This is a genomic window from bacterium (assembly GCA_037128595.1).
In the GTDB taxonomy this organism is placed as follows: domain Bacteria; phylum Verrucomicrobiota; class Kiritimatiellia; order CAIKKV01; family CAITUY01; genus JAABPW01.
Genome location: JBAXWB010000008.1, coordinates 1 through 17,507 on the forward strand (window position 1 = coordinate 1; position 17,507 = coordinate 17,507).

The window sequence follows — 17,507 nt, forward strand, 5'->3', positions numbered from 1 at the left end:
AAGGTGGTGCACTTTCCGAATGCCGACTGGTGCACTTTCCGAGTGCCGCGGCCAGCTTAACAGTTTAAGCAACCCATCGAAGTCAGGCCATGGACTCGCCACAAACCCGCTAGCGGCCTGCTTTTATTGACACTATCAATCCATTCTGGCCCCTTGTCAGAGCGAGAGATTCTCAAAGGGAATCCAGGGAATCCAGGGACAGCCTAATAGAGTAGCCTCACCACTCAGCGCCTTCGTATTGGTTGTTTGAATTCTTACTCGCGTTATCCCTGATGCCCGTTTATCGAGAATCAAGCCACTCCACCCTCGCCAGATCCACTTATCAGCTCGAAATCCCGTGAAAGCAGACCATATTGCCGCAGTGCGGACAATACCCGAACAGTCCGGCATTGCACCGGCATCGGCTCATCCCCTCAATTCCTCAGAATAAATCCTTTAGGCAGGTTCTGGATCGCCCATCACATTCACCCGCAACTTCCGGGCGGTAAATAAATCGCCCCAATCCCCACCCTTCATCGTCCGCGCACCCGCTTCCCGCTTGGCGCTGAAATGCTGCCGGTGCCGCCGAAACGCATCCTCAACAAAGGCATGACTCCCAAAGATCACACCATCCGTAAAGTATCGAACCCGACAGCGTAGCATCTCATTCATCGGCAATTTCCCCTTCAGTGCCACAACCTGTTCGACCGCGTCCATACTAAAGCCGGGTCGAATCGGCTTCCCAACGGCTGTCACGCCTCGAGTTTCCCCTTTTACATACAGTAATTGACGGTACCGCCCGGCTACCTCACTCCAGACGCCAGGCTCGCCAAGTGCCACTCCAAGCCCCACCTGCGCCAGCTTCGAACCGCCCATCGCCTCCCCATAGCCAGTAAAACGATAATCCTTAGGATCACCCACCAACCCTGCTCTTACGGGATTCAAATCAATGTATGCCGCCACTGCACTTAACCCGCCAGGCGAGCCATCCACTAAAACGCTCTTATATCGCTCCTCCCACAACGTCCCCACGCGGGCATGTCGCCGATTATAAGAAATACTCACCCGCTGCTTAAGGGCCTTCATAAACTCCGCCAGGTCATACATCCGTCGAACGTAGGGCGCTTTCACCAGCTCCGCCTCCTCCTGACGCCCACCCTGCCGCAATCCAGCGATATGCGTCAGGAGATTCTCCACCACCGTCTTGTCGTAGAGGAACGACAGCCGCCTCCCAAACTCGCCATCTTCAACCGTTTGCCGTTCCGGAACATACAACAAGGCATGATAGTGGTTGGAAAGAATGGCAAAGGTCAATATCTGCACGCCAGAATACCCTTCTACAGCCCGAAGAATCTTCCTGAACCGCTCCCGCTCTGTATCATCATGGAAAACAAAGGCTCGCCCTACCACCCGCGAGATTACATGATAATAGGCTGCCCCCTCCTCAACTATCCTGGCTGTACGCATAGTCTTTCTCCCTGGGATTATTGCCCCAACTACGCATACTTCTATACTGTATTAGTTAGTTTGTAAATAACTAGCTTACTATTAGCCTGTCCCTGGAGTTTCTACAATTTGCGCCGCCCCATAGCTCACTCGCATCAGCCGGCAGGGACTCTACTACGTAGCGAAGGTCCGCTACTTCGAAGATTAGTAACGCCGGCTGCCACCAGTGCTCAACGCTCACTATCATCCGCCAAGGTGGCATTCGACGTCCTCGGCGAATGCATAAGCCCAGATCGGGCCGAAATTTCAAGGAAATGGGAACTATTTGTGTGTCCCTATTGAGTTATTAGCCTGATCCCTTGAGTTTTTTGTGGGAGGCGCGCTACGCGCGGCGATTCTTGTCCGGCTCAGACACCCCTGTGAGCCTGTCGCGGCGCGTAGCGCCCCTCCCACATGCGGATGGTCTGGGACTGTCCCTGTCGTCTTCTGTGCATTAGCTAAATATAGGACATTGACATACCGTAAGCAAAGTTGTATATTGAAGAATAATCATTTAGAGAAATTTATGACAACGCTTACGTTAAATCATCCAGGGCGGGAATTTGAAATAGCCCTCCACAAAGTCTCTTCAGGACATGAATCCGTCGTGCTGAAACGGGGCCGGAAAACGATTGCAGTCATGATGCCGCCTGATATTCTCGAAGCGATGGAAGACCTCAAGGATATACGTGACGCTGAAGCCATCTATGCGCAGCACCTAAAAGATACGACCCAATCGGTGACATTGGTCCAGGCAAAGCGCAATGCCGGATTGGCATGAAATACACCGTTATTTTAGAGAGGTCTGCGGAAAAATCCTTTCAAGGTCTTGACCGCTCACTCAAGCTTCGTATCCTGCATCAACTTGAAGCCCTTGCCGACAATCCGCGACCGCCGGGTGTTAAAAAGCTCAAAGGCCAGCATGAATACTGGAGAGTTCGGGTGGGTAATTATAGAATCATATACCACATCCATGACATGGAAGTGATTGTTTTGATCCTGAAAATCGGCCATCGCCGCGAAGTGTATCGATAACTTCGCGCCCATGGTTCCAGGGGTTTCACCCCTGGCTTTCGAATTCAACCCTTTCATGGTTGGGAAGAATCTGATTAGGGACTGGCCCAGGCGACCCGTCCTGAACGAACCCGACCACCGGCGCATCAGCCAAGGTGGCATTCGACGTCCCCGGCGTATGCATGCACCCAGATCAGACCGAAATTTCACGGAAATGGGAACTATTTGTGTGTCCCTATTGAGTTATTAGCCCGTCCCTGGAGTTTTTGTGGGAGGCGCGCTACGCGCGGCGATTCTTGTCCGGCTCAGATACCCCTGTGAGCCTGTCGCGGCGCGTAGCGCCCCTCCCACATGCGGATGGTCAGGGACTGTCCTTGGCGACTCGTTATTTCACCACGGAAGGCGCTGGCAACCTGCGGACAGGCAAAATGGTTTTCACGCCACGCTCTCTGGCGCCGATGAGAACCATCTGCAATGCAGGCGGAGAGAAATTACCACCGAGCTTCTCATACTCGGCCGGCGAGGATGCCCGCCAGTTCACGCGATGAGGATCCAGGCTATACCCATCTCCCAATTCAGCCGCCAGAGCGCGCAGGAAGACCTGATTTAAGAATTTCTTGCTGCCCGATACCTTCTTAACAGCATCCGCATTCAAAACCGCCAAGGCGTGATCAGAGTCGGCAAGAATCATGCTATCCGTCTTCTTGAGCGAAACGACCGCAATCACCATCGCATCATTTTCCGAGCGTGCCTTGGCAACGGCCTGGAAAACCGCATCTAACGACGTCTGGGAGGATAATGAGACCACTCGAACCCGGCAACGTCGCATCAGTCCGCAGGGACGCCGGCCTTACGATCTATTAGCCTGTCCCTGGAGTTTTATAGTGGTTGGAAAGAATGGCAAAGGTCAATATCTGCACGCCGGAATACCCTTCTACAGCCCGAAGAATCTTCCTGAACCGCTCCCGCTCTGTATCATCATGGAAAACAAAGGCTCGCCCTACCACCCGCGAGATTACATGATAATAGGCTGCCCCCTCCTCAACTATCCTGGCTGTACGCATAGTCTTTCTCCCTGGGATTATTGCCCCAACTACGCATACTTCTATACTGTATTAGTTAGTTTGTAAATAACTAGCTTACTATTAGCCTGTCCCTGGAGTTTCGTGGGAAAAGAACACAATCGAAATCGAGGTGTATTATGTTGGCAGTCGTGAAAAAGCCCCATATTGAAATGGCCCTTAGCGGCGAGAATCCGATTGAATTACTGAATTGGATCCAACGCAAATTTGAGGTGAATATCTTAACCCCCCATCACGACGCAAGCCTCCCCATTGATAAAACCGAATTTTGGCGAGAAATGAACCCGAACCGGACCGGCCATCTCCTGGCTGGTGCCAGACTCAAGGCAGAAATGACCCAGTCGGAACTAGCCGGGAAGGTTGGCATCCGCCAGAATATGGTAAGTGAATATGAGAGTGGAAAACGGGCATTGACCCGCGCCATGGCAAGGCGATTTGCGCAAGCCCTGAATACCGATTTGGAGCGGCTCATCACGGAGGAGTGATCCCCGTGAAGGCTTCAGGGACTGGCCCTGACAAACTGTCTGGGCGACTGTTGTGGGAGGCGCGCTACGCGCGGCGATTCTTGTCCGGCTCAGATACCCCTGTGAGCCTGTCGCGGCGCATAGCGCCCCTCCCACATGCGGATGGTCAGGGACTGTCCCCCCCGGCACCACTTTTATTTCACCACAGGAGGCGCTGGCAACCTGCGGACAGGCAAAATGGTTTTCACGCCACGCTCCCTAGCGCCGATGAGAACCATTTGCAATGCAGGTGGCGAGAAATTACCACCGAGCTTCTCATATTCAGCCGCTGTTGATGCCCGCCAGTTCACGCAATGAGGGTCCAGGCTATACCCAACACTTAATTCAGACGCCAAAGCGCGCAGGAACACCTGATTTAAGAAATTCTTGCTACACGATACCTTCTTGACGATCCGCTATTTACCTAACGTTTTCTAGTTAGTTTACTATTTGCCTGTCCCTGGAGTTTTCCTGCCGGGCGCCAAATTAAAAAGGCTCTTGGGTTTCCCCAAGAGCCTTTCACGAAGCAAATAAGTTTCAGGATTATTTGCGTAACTTACGCCGTAACGCCAGCACACCCAAGCCCAAGGCAAACAAGGCCACAGAGGAGGGTTCGGGGACGACTGTCATAGTTTGCGTAGCTGCAGTCTGCGATACTGATGAAATGTTATAGTTAATTACTGATGATGGATCCAAAGCTGAGTACGAGGTCAACGTCCCAGGCACCGAAGCACTATACACCGACTCAAAGTATTTTGTTGAACTAACCACTGTTGATGAACCAAATACTCGAGCGAAAATATAACCCGAATTAATATCTTGCGATCCTGAATACTGAGCACTGGTAGAATACACCGCAGCAGCATCCATATCAGTAAGTGACTTCCCGTATGCTAATGCCGTAGAACTCCACAACAGGTACTCCCCCGTAGCTAAATAATCTGTTGTCCCAAAAATTGCCGACGACACAGGCGCATCCTTAGACCATATCAATTGAACCAAGCGATCTGAAGTAGACCAAGGTGTAACAGTCCCATTATCAACGTTTCCGGTAAGCGTTAGGTTAATCGAAATACTCGCCATTGCAATACCGGACAAAAAAATCGACATACCAAACAGTATTATTTTTTTCATCATATAAGCCCTCTGAGTTCAATTATATTATCGACATTCCAAACAGTGTTATTTTTTTCATCATATAAGCTATCTGAGTTCAATCATATTACGGAAGAGAATATGGCGCAGATTCATTCCAGATAATGCCAGAAGCACTTGCTTCGCGACTATACCAAAAGCCCTCTCCTGTTTTCAATACCAGATTCAGATCGGACCAATTTGTTGACAGAGTAAAGAATGGAGGACCAGAATCAGACACTTGATAGTTATGAACGCCATACCCAGAACCATTCCAAACATACAGCCGATCACCAACAACGGCCTGCTTTGAAAGGGAGGTATTAGTCCAGACCGTATCAACAGGATAGGAATACCCGATCATATTTAATCCAGGTGCTACCGGAACTGAATTCGACGGCTGTCGCGCATTACCAGGCACTTCACCTGCTATCACAAAATCATACGCCGATTGCGGAGCACTCGCGGGCAATCTGACCCAAAAAGCAGAACCAGGCTTTAGTTCATTCGTACCAACTGACCAATTCGTTGACAAAGTAAAAAACGGAGGACCAGAATCTGCCGAAGAATACGTATCAATCTGATATCCCGAGCCATTCCAGAAGTACAATTGGGTACCTACAGGCAATGTATTGCCAAGCACGTTGCTTACGTTCATAACCCCACTTCCAACCGGAAGAAAATCACAACGAACCAACGACAATGAACCAGTAGCAGCCGAATACTTTTGATACCCCACCACATTAACACTCGTCACTGGTTCCGCGGCCATTACAGCCCCCGCTACCAAACTCATACCCACTAGAATTGCGCTTAGCTTTTTCATGGTAATTCTCCCCGTTAAATTTATCGCTGTTCCTTCTTGCACATACTATACGATGCCCTCTTCGAAGCATCAACTACTTTTTTCACTCTTTTTGTTTTTTTATCTCACTCAATCCAGTCAGTATATTAATCCTTTAGCCCGCTTCAAACAACTCGAATTATTTACGAGAGGAAGGAATGGAGTGCCGCATAACACTTCTATGAGGATTCCTCTTTATCGTAATCGTAATCATAATCGTAATCTTAATCGACTGATTCCGTGTTTCCTGTGCTGTAGGTCGCTTGAGTCTCATAGACGCGGCTGGGCGAAGTACTGCGAATGAGCCCCACGAGCATGGATACAATTCTTACCAAAATCGACTTGCCATCGTCGACATCCACGAGCTGTTTTCTAGTGACGAGCACGTCCAGGCAAGCGGCACACTCCAATGCAGACCCACGCGCAATATCAAAAAAACGACACCGATCCGCTGCCGTGTACTTGCCGTTACCTTCCGCAATATTCAGGGGGATGGACGTCGATGCTCTGTCTAACTGGTTATGTGCCGCAAGGTTTCTGGGAATACGTTCCAGAAGTTCATCAGCCCAGGCTACAAATGCAATCGCCTCTCGGTAAACGTCCAGCCGCTCGTGATCAAAGTTTGTTTTCATGGCGGAAGACGTTAGCGTCGTCAGCAGTTCATGACAAGAAAATCGCGGCGGAAAATCGATTATGATTACGATTAGGATTACGATTAGGATTAGGATTGAGGAGGGGGATCCCCCACATTGAAGAAAAAGCTACTCCACGCTAGGCAGAACACCCTCTTCGACTAACTTCGCATCCATCTCCGGCGTCAATGCCATTGGTAACGGCGGGCCTTTTTTGCCACCGGCACGAATCAAGTCCATCTGATAGTTTTTTAAATGTTCCTTGAGCGCCTCGCCCGTCAAACGAGGCTTATCAGGCTGCGCCGGCCCAGGTGCTGCTAGCGCAGGCGGAGGCGCCATCGTACGCCGGGCGAACCCGCCGCCGGGCGCAGGGCTCACCACCGGCGTCGCAGAAGCCACGATCGCGGTCATATCCATCCAGACCTCTTCGGCGCCTTTGCGCACCAGCGCTTTTTCGCCTTCGTAGTCGGCCTTCACCAGCTCCATTCCATCTTCTGTATCGCCCTCGTAGAGGAAATAGTTTTTCTTGGTGAGGGTGTTGACAATGCCGACTTGCACTTTTCCATTGAAGCGGTTGCGGGTGATAGCGCACATCTTGAGGGGCTTGACGAAACTGTCGACCGCCGGCTGATTCGCGGTGGCGGTGGCCGCGGCCAGGGCGGCGGCTGCGGTCTCGTCGCCAAAGGGCATGCGGGTGACGATGACCGCGTAGCGGGCGAAATCAGTGGGCAGTGGGGAGGGGGAGTCAGTAGGCAGTGTGGAATCAGTGGGCAGTGGGCGGTTGGCAGCAGGCAGCGAGGAGGGGGAGTCAGTAGGCAGTGGGCGGTTGGCAGCGGGCAGCGAGGAGGCGGGGCGGCCTTGTGGGAGCCGCGCGGGCTCGGTGATGGCAAGGGAGGGGAGGGAGAGTAGGCAGAGGGCAGTAGACAGTAGGCAGTGGGCAGTGGGCAGTGAGCAGTGGGCAGATGACAGAAGACGGAAGACAGAGGACGGAAGACGGACGAAAGTCGGCCGCTTCCAGAGTGAATGATGGAGATGATGGCTCATATCTGGCGGGCATTATGGTAGGGGATGGGGCTGGAGGGCAAGAGAGAAGTGGGGGAGGTTCCTGCGGGGATCCTGCGGATTGAAATCATGAAAATATCATGTGTTTTCACAATGGAGGGATGCGCTCCGTCGCATCCGCAGCTTCAAAATAGGCCAAAATATAGGCCCTGGGCGGCCATGCTGGCGGCTATGCAATCGGCATCGTTCGCCGGGACGTCGAACGCCACCTGTGCTTCGCGCATTCTATGGATTCACGGGGACCATGGGGCTTTCAGGTGGCAGCCGACGTCCTCGGCGGCTGAAGGCCTGTAAAGTTCCCTTAACGAGCCAATATCGTTCGCCGGGACGCCGAACGCCACCTGTGCTTCGCGCATTCTATGGATTCACGGGAGCTATTGGGCTTTCAGGTGGCTGATTCGAGGCATACCGGCGGGACGCCGGTTACTACAGAAGAGGTTTTGACAGCTCGTGCTTCGTAGCGAAGGAAGTTTTCGCTGACTTCGCAGAGTAGCAAGCAAAACCCTCCATTAAAGAGGATGGAGATCGCCACCTGAGCTGCGCGCAGTCTTTAGATGCAGGTTTAAGTCGTTTCCAGCCACAACCTGAATCGTTCAGCTACCATGTTTCTGCGCGCAAGAAAAGGAATGCGAGCGATCATCTGCTGTGCCCGGAGCACATCAAATCCGTCAGGCCGCTCCACCTCCGGAAGATGGCAAAACAGACGGGTGCGAGTGGGGGCCAGATAGAACACATCCAGCAAGGCCTTTTCTGGTTGTGCCATCCGAATCCCCTTTTCCCCCAGGGTTTCAAACCCGAAAAAGAAATCCGGCGACACGTGATGAATTGAGACGGCCCCGAGCGGGGTAGTGTAACGGCGGGTGCGCGCCAGGGAGACCGCATACATTGAGGCGGGAATCTGTGAAATCATACCATGGTGATAGAGCGCGCTTTGAAGGGATACGTAAGACGGTTGCGGGGCAGTAAGTCGCCCGGGAGCCGCCATCAGTTCCAGTCGCCCCGGGAATGCCCACACCCCACGCCTCAGTGCTAAAAGTTGCCCGGCCCTCGCAAGCCGTTCGAGCATTTTGCTTGCATGCGCCTTACTGAGCCCCAGCATCACCGCCGCGTCGCCAGTCTCGACTACGGCCTGATCGAGCCCCTGAAGCACGCCTAACGCATCAACGAGTCTCACGACGTCGCTCCATTCAGGGCCTCCACCACACGAAGGACCATCGCATCCCATATTTCGGGACGGTCATATTGTGCCTGGTAATCCGGCGCCAAGTACGAAACCACCTGGCTTTTGAAAACGGAATAGGAGAGCCCCAATGCATTTTGCTGCGCGTCGCGCCAATGGGGTGGCAGAACCAGCCCCTGAGACGAACCGCCTGACCGGATCAAATGATCGAGATCGAACACATCCCGGGCCTGAGTTTGGGAGCGATGAATCAAGGCATTCACTTTTTGAAGGAAGGCGGATTCGGAAGGATAATGATTGGCGAGAATAGGCGTCAGCTGATAATCCCGGATAAGGAGACTGTCAATAGGCCCAAAAACGACGGGGTCTGTAATCCCTCGTCGAGAGAACTCGATTTTTGTATGCAGGGGTAATTCTGAGCCTTGCACGGAAAGGGCTAATTTCCAGCGCTGGGTCGTCTCTGTTTGCTTGGGGGCGGAACAATGCGTGATCGCCATCCCCCGAGCCTGCAATATCCTCGCCAACGACACCCCCGTAAGGATCTGATTCACACGATCCTGCAGCACGTTCACGGGAATCAACTGGACATCGAGGTCAATATCTTCGGAATAGCGAATGCTTTTGAGGAAAAACCGGAGATTACAGCCCCCTTTAAGGGCATAATGGCGCTTATCGAGCTTCCGGCCTAGTTGATCAAGAAACAACAGGTGAAACTGTTCCACACAGGCAATGGAATCTGTCAGGCTTGTCATGAATACATAATGCGCGAAGTAGACGCCTATGTCAATAATACGTATTGTATTGGCATAAGTCTGGTAGGCGCCGAACGCCACCTGTGCTTCGCGCATTCTATGGATTCACAGGGACCATGGGGCTTTCAGGTGGCAGCCGACGTCCTCGGCGGCTGAAGGCCTGTAAAGTTCGCTTAACGAGCCAAATCGTTCGCCGGGACGTCGAACGCCACCTGTGCTTCGCGCATTCCATAACTTCGCGCATTCCGGGGATTCACAGAAAACCGTTTTGCGATTTTTAATGGCTGGCGTGCGCCAGACATAAAAATCGCAAAACATTTATTTCTATTCGCGGCTTCGCGGCTTCGCGTGAAACCCCCTCTTCTCTTGATTTCCCCCATTTCTTCAATTAGTGGTGAAGTCTTCGTTTTCTTCTGATATTTTCGAGAAAAGAGAGTTCTCCAGGAGAAAAACCCTATGCGCTCACGTTTTATCAGTTTGATTCTAACCGCCCTTGCCACCACCTCCCTCCATGCCGAGGAACTGTTTCCCAAGCCGGACTGGCAGGAAAAGCCCAATCCCATCGCCTCGCCTGACGCCGTGCCGGGCGGCAGTATCTCCGTTTTCGGCTTTCAATACCCGAAAAGCTTCAACCTCTATCTCGACAACAACACCTTTACCTCCGACCTCTTTTCCTCCCTCTATGAATCGCTGCTGACCATGAACCCGCTGACACCGAGCCAGGAACCGGGGCTGGCCGAGCGCTGGGCGATCTCGGACGACAAGCGCACCTTCACCTTCTGGCTCAATCCCAAGGCCCGCTGGAGCGATGGCCAGCCCATCACCGCCCAGGATGTCAAATGGACCTTCGATGCCATCCGAAATCCGGCGAACCTCACCGGCGCCCACAAGGTCGGCTTCGAAAGCTTTGAGTCCGTCACCGTCGTCGACGACCATTGCGTCCGGTTCGCGGTCAAGGAGGTCCATTGGCGCAACCTCCTGACCGCCGGCGGCTTTGCCATCCTGCCGAAGCATGCCTTCGAGAAGCTGGACTTCAATAAGATCAATTTCGAGTTCCCGGTGGTCTCCGGCCCCTACCGGCTGGGCGAGGTCAAGGAGGGCATTTCAGCCACCTTGGAGCGGCGCGCGGACTGGTGGAATCGCCAGGCCCCCAGCCAGCGCGGGCTCTGCAACTTCCAGTCCATCAAGTTCAAGTTCTTCGCCTCGACCGAGACCGGGTTTGAGGCTTTCATGAAGGGTGAGATCGACCTCTTTGCCGTCTATTCCGCCCGGCTCTGGATGAACGAGACCAGCACAGAGAAGTTTGCCCGGAACTGGATCGTGCGCCAGAAGGTGTTCAATTATGAGCCTACCGGCTTCCAGGGCTTTGCCATGAATCTGCGGCGTCCGCCCTTCAACGACAAGCGGGTGCGGCAGGCCATGGCCCTGCTGCTGAACCGCGAGCGGATGAACAGCGCCCTGATGTATAATCAGTACGCCCTGTCGCGGTCCTATTATACGGATCTTTATGACGCCGCCCATCCCTGCCCTAACGGCCCGTTCACCTTTGACAAGGAGCGGGCGCGCCGGTTGCTGGCCGAGGCGGGCTGGAAAGCCAATCCCAAGACCGGCCTGTTGGAGAAGGACGGCCAGCATTTCGAATTCCGCTTCCTTGAGCGGGAATCGGTGGCCGACAAGTTCCTGGCGATCTATGCCGAGGATCTGCGCGATGTGGGGATTTTGATGCAGACCGACTCCAAGGATTCCTCCGCCTGGACCCGGGACATGGATGAATTCAATTTCGATATGACCTGGGGCGGCTTTTCGTCAAGCCTGTACAAGGATCCCGAGGGGCTCTGGGCGTCGAAGGAGGCCGACCGCAAGATGAGCGCGAACATCACGGGGTTCAAAAACGCGACGGTGGATGAACTGATCGAGAAGCAGAAGTCGATGTTTGATGTGGCGGCCCGCCATGAGCTGTGCCGCCAGATTGACGGGATCCTGTATGAGGAGTGTCCCTATGTCCTGCTGTGGGGGATCAATTACAAGCGGCTGGTGTATTGGAACAAGTTCGGCACCCCGGCCACGGTGCTGGACAAATACAGCAGCGAAAGCAGTGCCTACTGGCTCTGGTGGTACGATGCCGATGCCGCCGCCGATCTCAAGGAAGCCATGAAGAGCCAACTTCCGCTGCCGCCGAGGGCGGCCGAGGTGACCTTCAAAGAGTAAAAAGGACTTCACCACTGATTTAAGAAATGGAAGAAATTTGAATGTTGCGGGATTTGTATGCGGCGGGTACTCCGCATAAAAATCCCGCAACGGTTCTTCGGAAAATTCGAGCCCTGAAGAGGCGTTACGCGATTTTTGGCAGTGCGTATTCCGCACTGGCGAAAATCGCGTAACATTTATTTCTTCCATTTCTTAAATCAGTGGTGAAGTCCTTCTTTCACGTCGTCGTAGAAGGCGGCCATGCTGACGGTCATGTAGGGAAGGAGCCAGAGGAAGCCGATGCCAAGGGTGGGAATGCAGAGCAGGGCCCAGCCGATGAAACGGCACTGCAGGCAGAACAGCTTCCACTTGTTGCCGACCATCATCTGGGTGCTGCGCTGGATCGCGACGAGCGGGCCAATGCCCGGGACATCATTGAGCAGGTAATAGGTCTGCGAATAACGGAACTGGGCGATGATCGCCGGAATCAGCGCCAAAAAAACAAGCGGAACCAGCACGACCACCCACCCCAGGGCGGCAAGATCGCCCGCCACCGCGCCCTTCACGCCGGCCATGACCAACCCGATACCCACCGCGATGCCCACCACCACGGCAGGGAGGGACCAGGCCAGGATGAGCAGCATGATCAAGAGATAGGCAACGAACGCGTTACCGAACAGCTTAAAGCCGTCAAACAGTTGACTGATCGCCGCCGGCTTCTGACGGGCGAGGTTCAGGTAGAACAACGTCACACCCACCATCAGGGGCCCGCTGATCATAAAACTGATCACACTGCCCAGCACCGGGATAAAGGCCAGCACGACGAGGATCAGCGCGTACACGAGCAGGCCGCCGATGGCCTTGCCCCAGTTGCCATCCAAGGCCGTCCGGGCCCGGGCGTTCAGTTCGCGATTGGGGGTGGCGCTTTTAAAGGTGGCGGTATCGGACCATTCAGGGATGGCCTCGACGTCTCCGGGCAGGCCCGGGGGCTGTGCCTCGAACAGGTCTGGCACGAAGCCCGCCTTGGTCCATTGGTTGCCCATGGAGGCATTCCACACGAGATCGCCGGGCTTCAAGCGGCCATTACGCGCCAGCTCGACCAATTGCTCAAATTCGACCGGCCCCTGTTGCTTCCCGTTTTCGGCATAAAACCATTGCATAATGATGTGCTCCTGATTGAGGGGAATAGGAATAGCCATTCCCGGGGGAATAATCAAGTTGTTCGGATTGATACCTAGCTCGAATAACCCGAAGAAAAGAGGACCTCACGCGAAGGCACGAAGACGCTAAAAAACGGTAAAAGATAAACCAAAATAATTCCTTTCGTGACTTCGCGACTCCTAAGTAACTGAAGATGTAACCTGCACGAAAGCCGGAAAGATTTTGGACAGAATAAACAAAATGGCCAGAATGGGGAGGAGGAAATCAACTTCAGATTTCTCTGCCATTACGAAAATGTTTCACGAATTTATCATAGGGCATGGTCTCTGTCGGGGAGATCATACGGGCTATGATGCAGCCCCTGCCCTATGAGAAATTCGTGAAACGTATTCATGGGAGAAAGGGAGCCTACAGCACGCCGACCAGACCGAATTCATTTTGTTTCATTCTGTAAATTCTGTCAAAGAATCGCCTGCAATCCCGGTATTGCCATAAAGGTTGCCTGATACCCTGCTTTTGATAACATTCGGGGTTTTAGCGACTAGGGAGTAATTACTATGAAAACAATTCTGTGTATTGGGGCGGGGTATGTGGGCGGACCGACGATGGCGATGATTGCCAGGAAGTGTCCGGACTACAAGGTCATTGTGGTGGATATCGACGCCGCCCGCATCAAGGCCTGGCAATCGGACCGCCTCCCCATCTATGAACCCGGTCTCCAGGAACTGGTCCAGAAATCGCTCAACAAAAACCTGATCTTCTCGACCGATGTGGCGCAGGGGATCCGTGACGCCGACATCATCTTCGTGAGCGTCAATACCCCCACCAAGACTTTCGGCCAGGGGGCAGGCCGGGCCGCCGATCTCCAGTACTGGGAGAAAACCGCGCGGGAGATCAAGGCCAACTCCACCTCCAACAAAATCGTGGTTGAAAAGAGCACCCTGCCGGTGCGGACGGCTGAAGCCATGGAGCGCATCCTGCACTCGGGCAACAAGACCGTGCATTTCGAGGTGCTCTCGAACCCCGAATTCCTGGCGGAAGGAACCGCGGTCAAGGATCTTGAAAACCCCGACCGCGTGCTCATCGGCGGGCACGCCACGGAGTCCGGTCGCAAGGCCCAGGCGGCCCTGGCGGATGTCTATGCCCACTGGGTGCCCCGTGACCGGATCCTGACCACCAGCGTCTGGTCCAGCGAATTATCGAAACTGGCGGCCAATGCCTTCCTGGCCCAGCGCATCAGCTCCATCAACAGTCTCTCGGCCTTGTGCGAGCGGACGGAGGCGGATGTGACCGAGGTGGCCCGGGCCATCGGCATGGATGCCCGGATCGGGTCGCGCTTCCTGAATGCGAGCGTCGGCTTTGGCGGCTCGTGCTTCAAGAAGGATATCCTGAACCTGGTCTACCTCTGCCAGCATTACGGTCTCAGCGAAGTGGCCGCCTACTGGGAGCAGGTGGTGACCATGAATGAATATCAGGAAGACCGGTTTGTGCGGAACATGATTGCCACGATGTTCAACACCGTGGCAGGCAAGCGGATCGCGATCCTGGGATTCGCCTTCAAGGCCGATACCGGTGACACCCGCGAGAGTCCGGCGATCCGCGTCTCCCGCTTCCTGGTGGATGAGCGGGCGGCGGTGGTGGTTACGGATCCCGAGGCGCTGGGCAATGCCAAAAAGGATCTGGCGGACCTGGGCCCCCAGATCAGCTATGAGCCGGATCCCTACAAGGCCGCCGAGGGCGCGCATGCGCTGGCGATCACCACCGACTGGGCCGAGTACAAGACGCTGGATTACCACAAGATCTACGCCAGCATGGTGAAGCCGGCCTTTATCTTCGATGGCCGCAATTGCCTGAATCACCAGGAACTCTTTGAAATCGGCTTCAACGTGTACCCCATCGGGAAGGTACCGTTGAGTCATCTCTGAAAAAAAGGGACTTCACCACTGATTTAAGAAACGGAAGAAATCCAGAAAAGAAAAGAGAATGTTGCGGGATTTGTATGCGGCGAGTACACCGCATAAAAATCCCGCAACGGTTCTTCCGGGAATCCAAGAACATGAGCGAAGTATCTGATCGGGGCACCGTCTCTTCATTATCCCTAATTCCCCGAGAGGGCGTTTCGCGATTTTTGGCAGTGCGTATTCCGCACTGGCGAAAATCGCGAAACATTTTCTCCTTCGCGAGCCCGCATACAGGACTCAAACTCTTCTCTAGATTTCCTCCGTTTCTTAAATTAGTGGTGAAGTCCTCTTTCCTGATATTAGTGAGCGGGTACGCCCTGGCGACGCCGGTCGCGATGCCTGTCAAGGTGTCTACGGGGGTGGTGAGCCGGGTGGGCCAGCCGGGCCGTCCCAAGGTCGAGCCGGCCTCGTTGTTGCAGATGGCGACGCTGCAGGCGGCCCTGGACCGGAACGGGTTCGGGGTCGGCCTGATCGATGGCCGCGAAGGCTCGAAAACGGTGCAGGCCCTCAAGGATTATGCCAGCAGTTACAACCTGACCATCAGCCAGGCGCGCAAGGCCCTGCTGACCACGCTCGAACCGGCCACCCTCACCCACCCCCTGTCCGAGGAGGAACTGGCCCGGGTGGGCGCGGCCCCGACCGATTACCTTGAAGCGTCCGCCCTGCCCGCGATGGCCTGCGAGAGTCTTGAGGAAGTGCTCTCGGAGCAATTCCACGTCTCGCCCGTTTACCTGAAACATCTGAATCCTGGCATTACCAATTGGACCGAGGTGGCGGCGGGAACCCTCCTGACCCTTCCCAATAGCCGGCCGCCCGACTGGTCGGTCCCGGCCGCCCGGCTGGAGGTGGACTGCGATCAGTTCCGGGTCCGCGCCTTTGACACCAACCACGTCATCATCGCCTCGTTCCCCTGCTCGATTGCCAAACAGCTGCACAAGGTACCGGTGGGCGACCTGACCCTGGTCAGCTTTGCCCCCCACCCGAACTACACCTTTGATCCCGCCAATTTCCCGGAATCCCCGCGGGCGCGGGAGATCGGACGGAAGCTCATTATTCCACCGGGCCCCAATAATCCGGTGGGCGTCTACTGGTTGACCCTGAGTGCTGCCGGGTTCGGAATGCATGGCACGCCGCATCCGGAAACCATCGGGCGCCGCGAGTCGCACGGGTGTTTCCGCCTGACGAACTGGGACATCACCACCCTTGCCACCATGGTCAAGGAAGGCACCCCGGTGACGGTTAAACTCACCAAAGAAGAACCGTAAGGGCGTGACAAATTCCTGATAATGCCCGAAAATCCATATTATCATGGCGCCCTATATATTCAGGCACCTACCCTTGCAGCAAGAAAATGCAAAGAGGTTTTCACACCCGCTTCGCTCAAGTCGCGAAGAACGCAAAGGTGTCTGCGGCGAAGACGCCGCAGCCTTGGGTGGAGCTAGAAATCAACATCTTCAGAATCGGCACCATGTAAAATTAATCGGCAAATTCCACCTTTAAGAACTACAGAATGGAAGTTGATTAAAAGCCCCAAAGGAGCGTTCATTAATTTCATGTAAGAAAGGAGTTGTGCCTTATGAATGGGGAGGAGCCGTTCGACCGCCTTGATTTCAATAATCAGACAATCATCAACAATCATGTCGAGTCGTAAAGAATGATCAAGTAGTTTGCCTTTGTATTCAAGGGGAACCAAGACTTGATTGGCGACCTGAATTTTACGGTCTTCGAATTCGCATATCAGACATTTTTCATATATATCCTCAAGGAGTCCCGGTCCCTTTTGCCGGTGAACTTCAATGGCGGCACCAATTACTGCCTCGCTCCATGTGTTTGCCCTGGTATAATCTTTGTGCATGCAAGCGATTAACCTTATTTTATCGCTATACGCAAGCTAAATATTATTTAGTTTAGCTGCGGCGTCTCCCGCCTGCATCGCTATGCGAAGCATTGCGGGCAGGTCGCCGCAGCTAACTTTGCGATCTTTGCGATCTTCTGTTCAAACTCTTGATTTCGGTTCCGGTTATGCCGGGTTAGGACACGGAGACTCCCGCGGCAAGAGTTTTGTCGTGCGCCCGTACCGTAAAGCGCGAATTTAACGGTCTTGTTGTTTTCCAAAGACTCTAATAATCTCCTTTTAATGAACGGGATGATGCCATTTGTGTGGGTGGGGGTGGGCGGACTGGTGGGAAGTCTGTGTCGGTATGGCTTTACCCTGAGCCTGAGTCATCCTGCCGCCAGCCTGCCCTGGGGGACGCTGGCATCCAACCTCGCAGGCTGCCTGGTGATTGGCATGGTCAGCCAGCTGGCCGCCGACACCGAGCTGCTGTCGCCCGCGACCCGGCTCTTTCTCGCCACCGGCTTCTGCGGCGGCTTCACCACGCTTTCCTCGCTGATTTATGAACTGATCCAGATGGTGCGGGATGGCGAATGGCTGCATGCCATCCTCTACCTGAACGGCACCTTTTTCGGCGCCACCGTGGCCTTTCTGCTGGGAATGATGCTGGTGAAAAGAGTCCTGAGTCCGTAAGGAG

18 protein-coding genes are annotated in these 17,507 nt (G+C 54.2%); 7 read left to right on the forward strand and 11 right to left on the reverse strand.

Going from position 1 to position 17,507, the window contains the following annotated elements; all coding sequences use genetic code 11:
- Positions 1 to 435 precede the first annotated feature (435 nt).
- Entirely contained in the window at positions 436 to 1,446 is a 1,011-nt protein-coding gene (locus WCS52_06220) for a transposase (GenBank protein ID MEI6166771.1), read from the reverse strand.
- Between the two features lie 517 nt (positions 1,447 to 1,963).
- Here WCS52_06220 and WCS52_06225 point away from each other — a divergent pair.
- Together WCS52_06225 and WCS52_06230 are read left to right on the forward strand one after the other, a co-directional pair.
- Positions 1,964 to 2,245, forward strand: a complete 282-nt coding sequence (locus WCS52_06225) for a hypothetical protein (protein MEI6166772.1) — start codon at positions 1,964 to 1,966, stop codon at positions 2,243 to 2,245.
- Complete coding sequence (locus WCS52_06230; GenBank protein MEI6166773.1) at positions 2,242 to 2,499, forward strand: type II toxin-antitoxin system RelE/ParE family toxin; 258 nt, start codon at positions 2,242 to 2,244, stop codon at positions 2,497 to 2,499. Before WCS52_06225 ends, WCS52_06230 begins: the two co-directional genes overlap by 4 nt.
- A 364-nt stretch (positions 2,500 to 2,863) precedes the next feature.
- On the opposite strand, the gene WCS52_06235 is transcribed toward WCS52_06230, so the two are convergent.
- Both WCS52_06235 and WCS52_06240 read right to left on the reverse strand, forming a co-directional pair.
- On the reverse strand, positions 2,864 to 3,208 hold the full coding sequence (locus WCS52_06235; GenBank protein MEI6166774.1) for a hypothetical protein: 345 nt from the start codon (positions 3,206 to 3,208) through the stop codon (positions 2,864 to 2,866).
- A gap of 130 nt (positions 3,209 to 3,338) precedes the next feature.
- The gene (locus WCS52_06240; protein ID MEI6166775.1) at positions 3,339 to 3,542 is read right to left on the reverse strand and encodes a hypothetical protein; all 204 of its coding nucleotides are present in this window, start codon (positions 3,540 to 3,542) and stop codon (positions 3,339 to 3,341) included.
- 137 nt (positions 3,543 to 3,679) lie between these two features.
- On the opposite strand from WCS52_06240, the gene WCS52_06245 reads away from it, so the two are divergent.
- Positions 3,680 to 4,045 carry a helix-turn-helix transcriptional regulator gene (locus WCS52_06245; protein ID MEI6166776.1) on the forward strand — a complete coding sequence of 122 codons (366 nt, stop codon included), beginning with the start codon at positions 3,680 to 3,682 and terminating at the stop codon, positions 4,043 to 4,045.
- A gap of 561 nt (positions 4,046 to 4,606) precedes the next feature.
- Here WCS52_06245 and WCS52_06250 read toward each other — a convergent pair.
- The 6 genes from WCS52_06250 to WCS52_06275 all read right to left on the reverse strand — a co-directional run bounded on the left by WCS52_06250 (position 4,607) and on the right by WCS52_06275 (position 9,763).
- A complete protein-coding gene (locus tag WCS52_06250) occupies positions 4,607 to 5,200 on the reverse strand; it encodes a PEP-CTERM sorting domain-containing protein (protein MEI6166777.1) in 594 nt (197 codons plus the stop codon).
- 85 nt (positions 5,201 to 5,285) lie between these two features.
- A complete protein-coding gene (locus WCS52_06255; protein ID MEI6166778.1) occupies positions 5,286 to 6,023 on the reverse strand; it encodes a hypothetical protein in 738 nt (245 codons plus the stop codon).
- A 242-nt stretch (positions 6,024 to 6,265) separates the two neighbouring features.
- Positions 6,266 to 6,673 (reverse strand): four helix bundle protein, encoded by a 408-nt coding sequence (locus WCS52_06260; protein ID MEI6166779.1) that lies wholly within the window; start codon positions 6,671 to 6,673, stop codon positions 6,266 to 6,268.
- Positions 6,674 to 6,802: 129 nt separating this feature from the next.
- On the reverse strand, positions 6,803 to 7,363 hold the full coding sequence (locus WCS52_06265) for a hypothetical protein (GenBank protein MEI6166780.1): 561 nt from the start codon (positions 7,361 to 7,363) through the stop codon (positions 6,803 to 6,805).
- Positions 7,364 to 8,297: 934 nt separating this feature from the next.
- Positions 8,298 to 8,909, reverse strand: coding sequence for a hypothetical protein (locus tag WCS52_06270; protein MEI6166781.1), 612 nt, complete (start codon positions 8,907 to 8,909; stop codon positions 8,298 to 8,300).
- Positions 8,906 to 9,763, reverse strand: coding sequence for a nucleotidyl transferase AbiEii/AbiGii toxin family protein (locus tag WCS52_06275; protein ID MEI6166782.1), 858 nt, complete (start codon positions 9,761 to 9,763; stop codon positions 8,906 to 8,908). The genes WCS52_06270 and WCS52_06275 overlap by 4 nt, the downstream gene beginning before the upstream one ends.
- Positions 9,764 to 10,123: 360 nt before the next feature.
- Between WCS52_06275 and WCS52_06280 the strand changes: the two genes are divergently transcribed.
- Positions 10,124 to 11,875: an extracellular solute-binding protein gene (locus WCS52_06280; GenBank protein MEI6166783.1), complete on the forward strand. Its 1,752-nt coding sequence runs from the start codon at positions 10,124 to 10,126 to the stop codon at positions 11,873 to 11,875.
- A 197-nt stretch (positions 11,876 to 12,072) separates the two neighbouring features.
- Here the strand turns inward: WCS52_06280 and WCS52_06285 are convergent, their stop codons facing one another.
- On the reverse strand, positions 12,073 to 13,014 hold the full coding sequence (locus WCS52_06285) for a DUF975 family protein (protein MEI6166784.1): 942 nt from the start codon (positions 13,012 to 13,014) through the stop codon (positions 12,073 to 12,075).
- A 558-nt stretch (positions 13,015 to 13,572) separates the two neighbouring features.
- On the opposite strand from WCS52_06285, the gene WCS52_06290 reads away from it, so the two are divergent.
- Together WCS52_06290 and WCS52_06295 are read left to right on the forward strand one after the other, a co-directional pair.
- Positions 13,573 to 14,940 carry a UDP-glucose 6-dehydrogenase gene (locus tag WCS52_06290; protein ID MEI6166785.1) on the forward strand — a complete coding sequence of 456 codons (1,368 nt, stop codon included), beginning with the start codon at positions 13,573 to 13,575 and terminating at the stop codon, positions 14,938 to 14,940.
- Positions 14,941 to 15,278: 338 nt separating this feature from the next.
- Positions 15,279 to 16,241: a L,D-transpeptidase family protein gene (locus tag WCS52_06295; protein ID MEI6166786.1), complete on the forward strand. Its 963-nt coding sequence runs from the start codon at positions 15,279 to 15,281 to the stop codon at positions 16,239 to 16,241.
- A 173-nt stretch (positions 16,242 to 16,414) separates the two neighbouring features.
- Here WCS52_06295 and WCS52_06300 read toward each other — a convergent pair whose 3' ends face one another.
- Positions 16,415 to 16,831: a GxxExxY protein gene (locus WCS52_06300; protein ID MEI6166787.1), complete on the reverse strand. Its 417-nt coding sequence runs from the start codon at positions 16,829 to 16,831 to the stop codon at positions 16,415 to 16,417.
- A 291-nt stretch (positions 16,832 to 17,122) separates the two neighbouring features.
- On the opposite strand from WCS52_06300, the gene crcB reads away from it, so the two are divergent.
- Positions 17,123 to 17,503, forward strand: a complete 381-nt coding sequence (gene crcB / locus WCS52_06305) for a fluoride efflux transporter CrcB (GenBank protein ID MEI6166788.1) — start codon at positions 17,123 to 17,125, stop codon at positions 17,501 to 17,503.
- The last annotated feature ends 4 nt before the right edge of the window (positions 17,504 to 17,507 follow it).

Excerpts from the sequence above, each read along its gene's own strand:
- WCS52_06220 (MEI6166771.1), bottom strand. The coding sequence starts at position 1,446 with ATGCGTACAGCCAGGATAGTTGAGGAGGGGGCAGCCTATTATCATGTA.
- WCS52_06230 (MEI6166773.1), top strand. The coding sequence starts at position 2,242 with ATGAAATACACCGTTATTTTAGAGAGGTCTGCGGAAAAATCCTTTCAA.
- WCS52_06235 (MEI6166774.1), bottom strand. The coding sequence starts at position 3,208 with ATGGTGATTGCGGTCGTTTCGCTCAAGAAGACGGATAGCATGATTCTT.
- WCS52_06240 (MEI6166775.1), bottom strand. The coding sequence starts at position 3,542 with ATGCGTACAGCCAGGATAGTTGAGGAGGGGGCAGCCTATTATCATGTA.
- WCS52_06245 (MEI6166776.1), top strand. The coding sequence starts at position 3,680 with ATGTTGGCAGTCGTGAAAAAGCCCCATATTGAAATGGCCCTTAGCGGC.
- WCS52_06250 (MEI6166777.1), bottom strand. The coding sequence starts at position 5,200 with ATGATGAAAAAAATAATACTGTTTGGTATGTCGATTTTTTTGTCCGGT.
- WCS52_06255 (MEI6166778.1), bottom strand. The coding sequence starts at position 6,023 with ATGAAAAAGCTAAGCGCAATTCTAGTGGGTATGAGTTTGGTAGCGGGG.
- WCS52_06260 (MEI6166779.1), bottom strand. The coding sequence starts at position 6,673 with ATGAAAACAAACTTTGATCACGAGCGGCTGGACGTTTACCGAGAGGCG.
- WCS52_06265 (MEI6166780.1), bottom strand. The coding sequence starts at position 7,363 with ATGCCCTTTGGCGACGAGACCGCAGCCGCCGCCCTGGCCGCGGCCACC.
- WCS52_06275 (MEI6166782.1), bottom strand. The coding sequence starts at position 9,763 with ATGCGCGAAGCACAGGTGGCGTTCGGCGCCTACCAGACTTATGCCAAT.
- WCS52_06280 (MEI6166783.1), top strand. The coding sequence starts at position 10,124 with ATGCGCTCACGTTTTATCAGTTTGATTCTAACCGCCCTTGCCACCACC.
- WCS52_06285 (MEI6166784.1), bottom strand. The coding sequence starts at position 13,014 with ATGCAATGGTTTTATGCCGAAAACGGGAAGCAACAGGGGCCGGTCGAA.
- WCS52_06290 (MEI6166785.1), top strand. The coding sequence starts at position 13,573 with ATGAAAACAATTCTGTGTATTGGGGCGGGGTATGTGGGCGGACCGACG.
- WCS52_06300 (MEI6166787.1), bottom strand. The coding sequence starts at position 16,831 with ATGCACAAAGATTATACCAGGGCAAACACATGGAGCGAGGCAGTAATT.
- crcB (MEI6166788.1), top strand. The coding sequence starts at position 17,123 with ATGATGCCATTTGTGTGGGTGGGGGTGGGCGGACTGGTGGGAAGTCTG.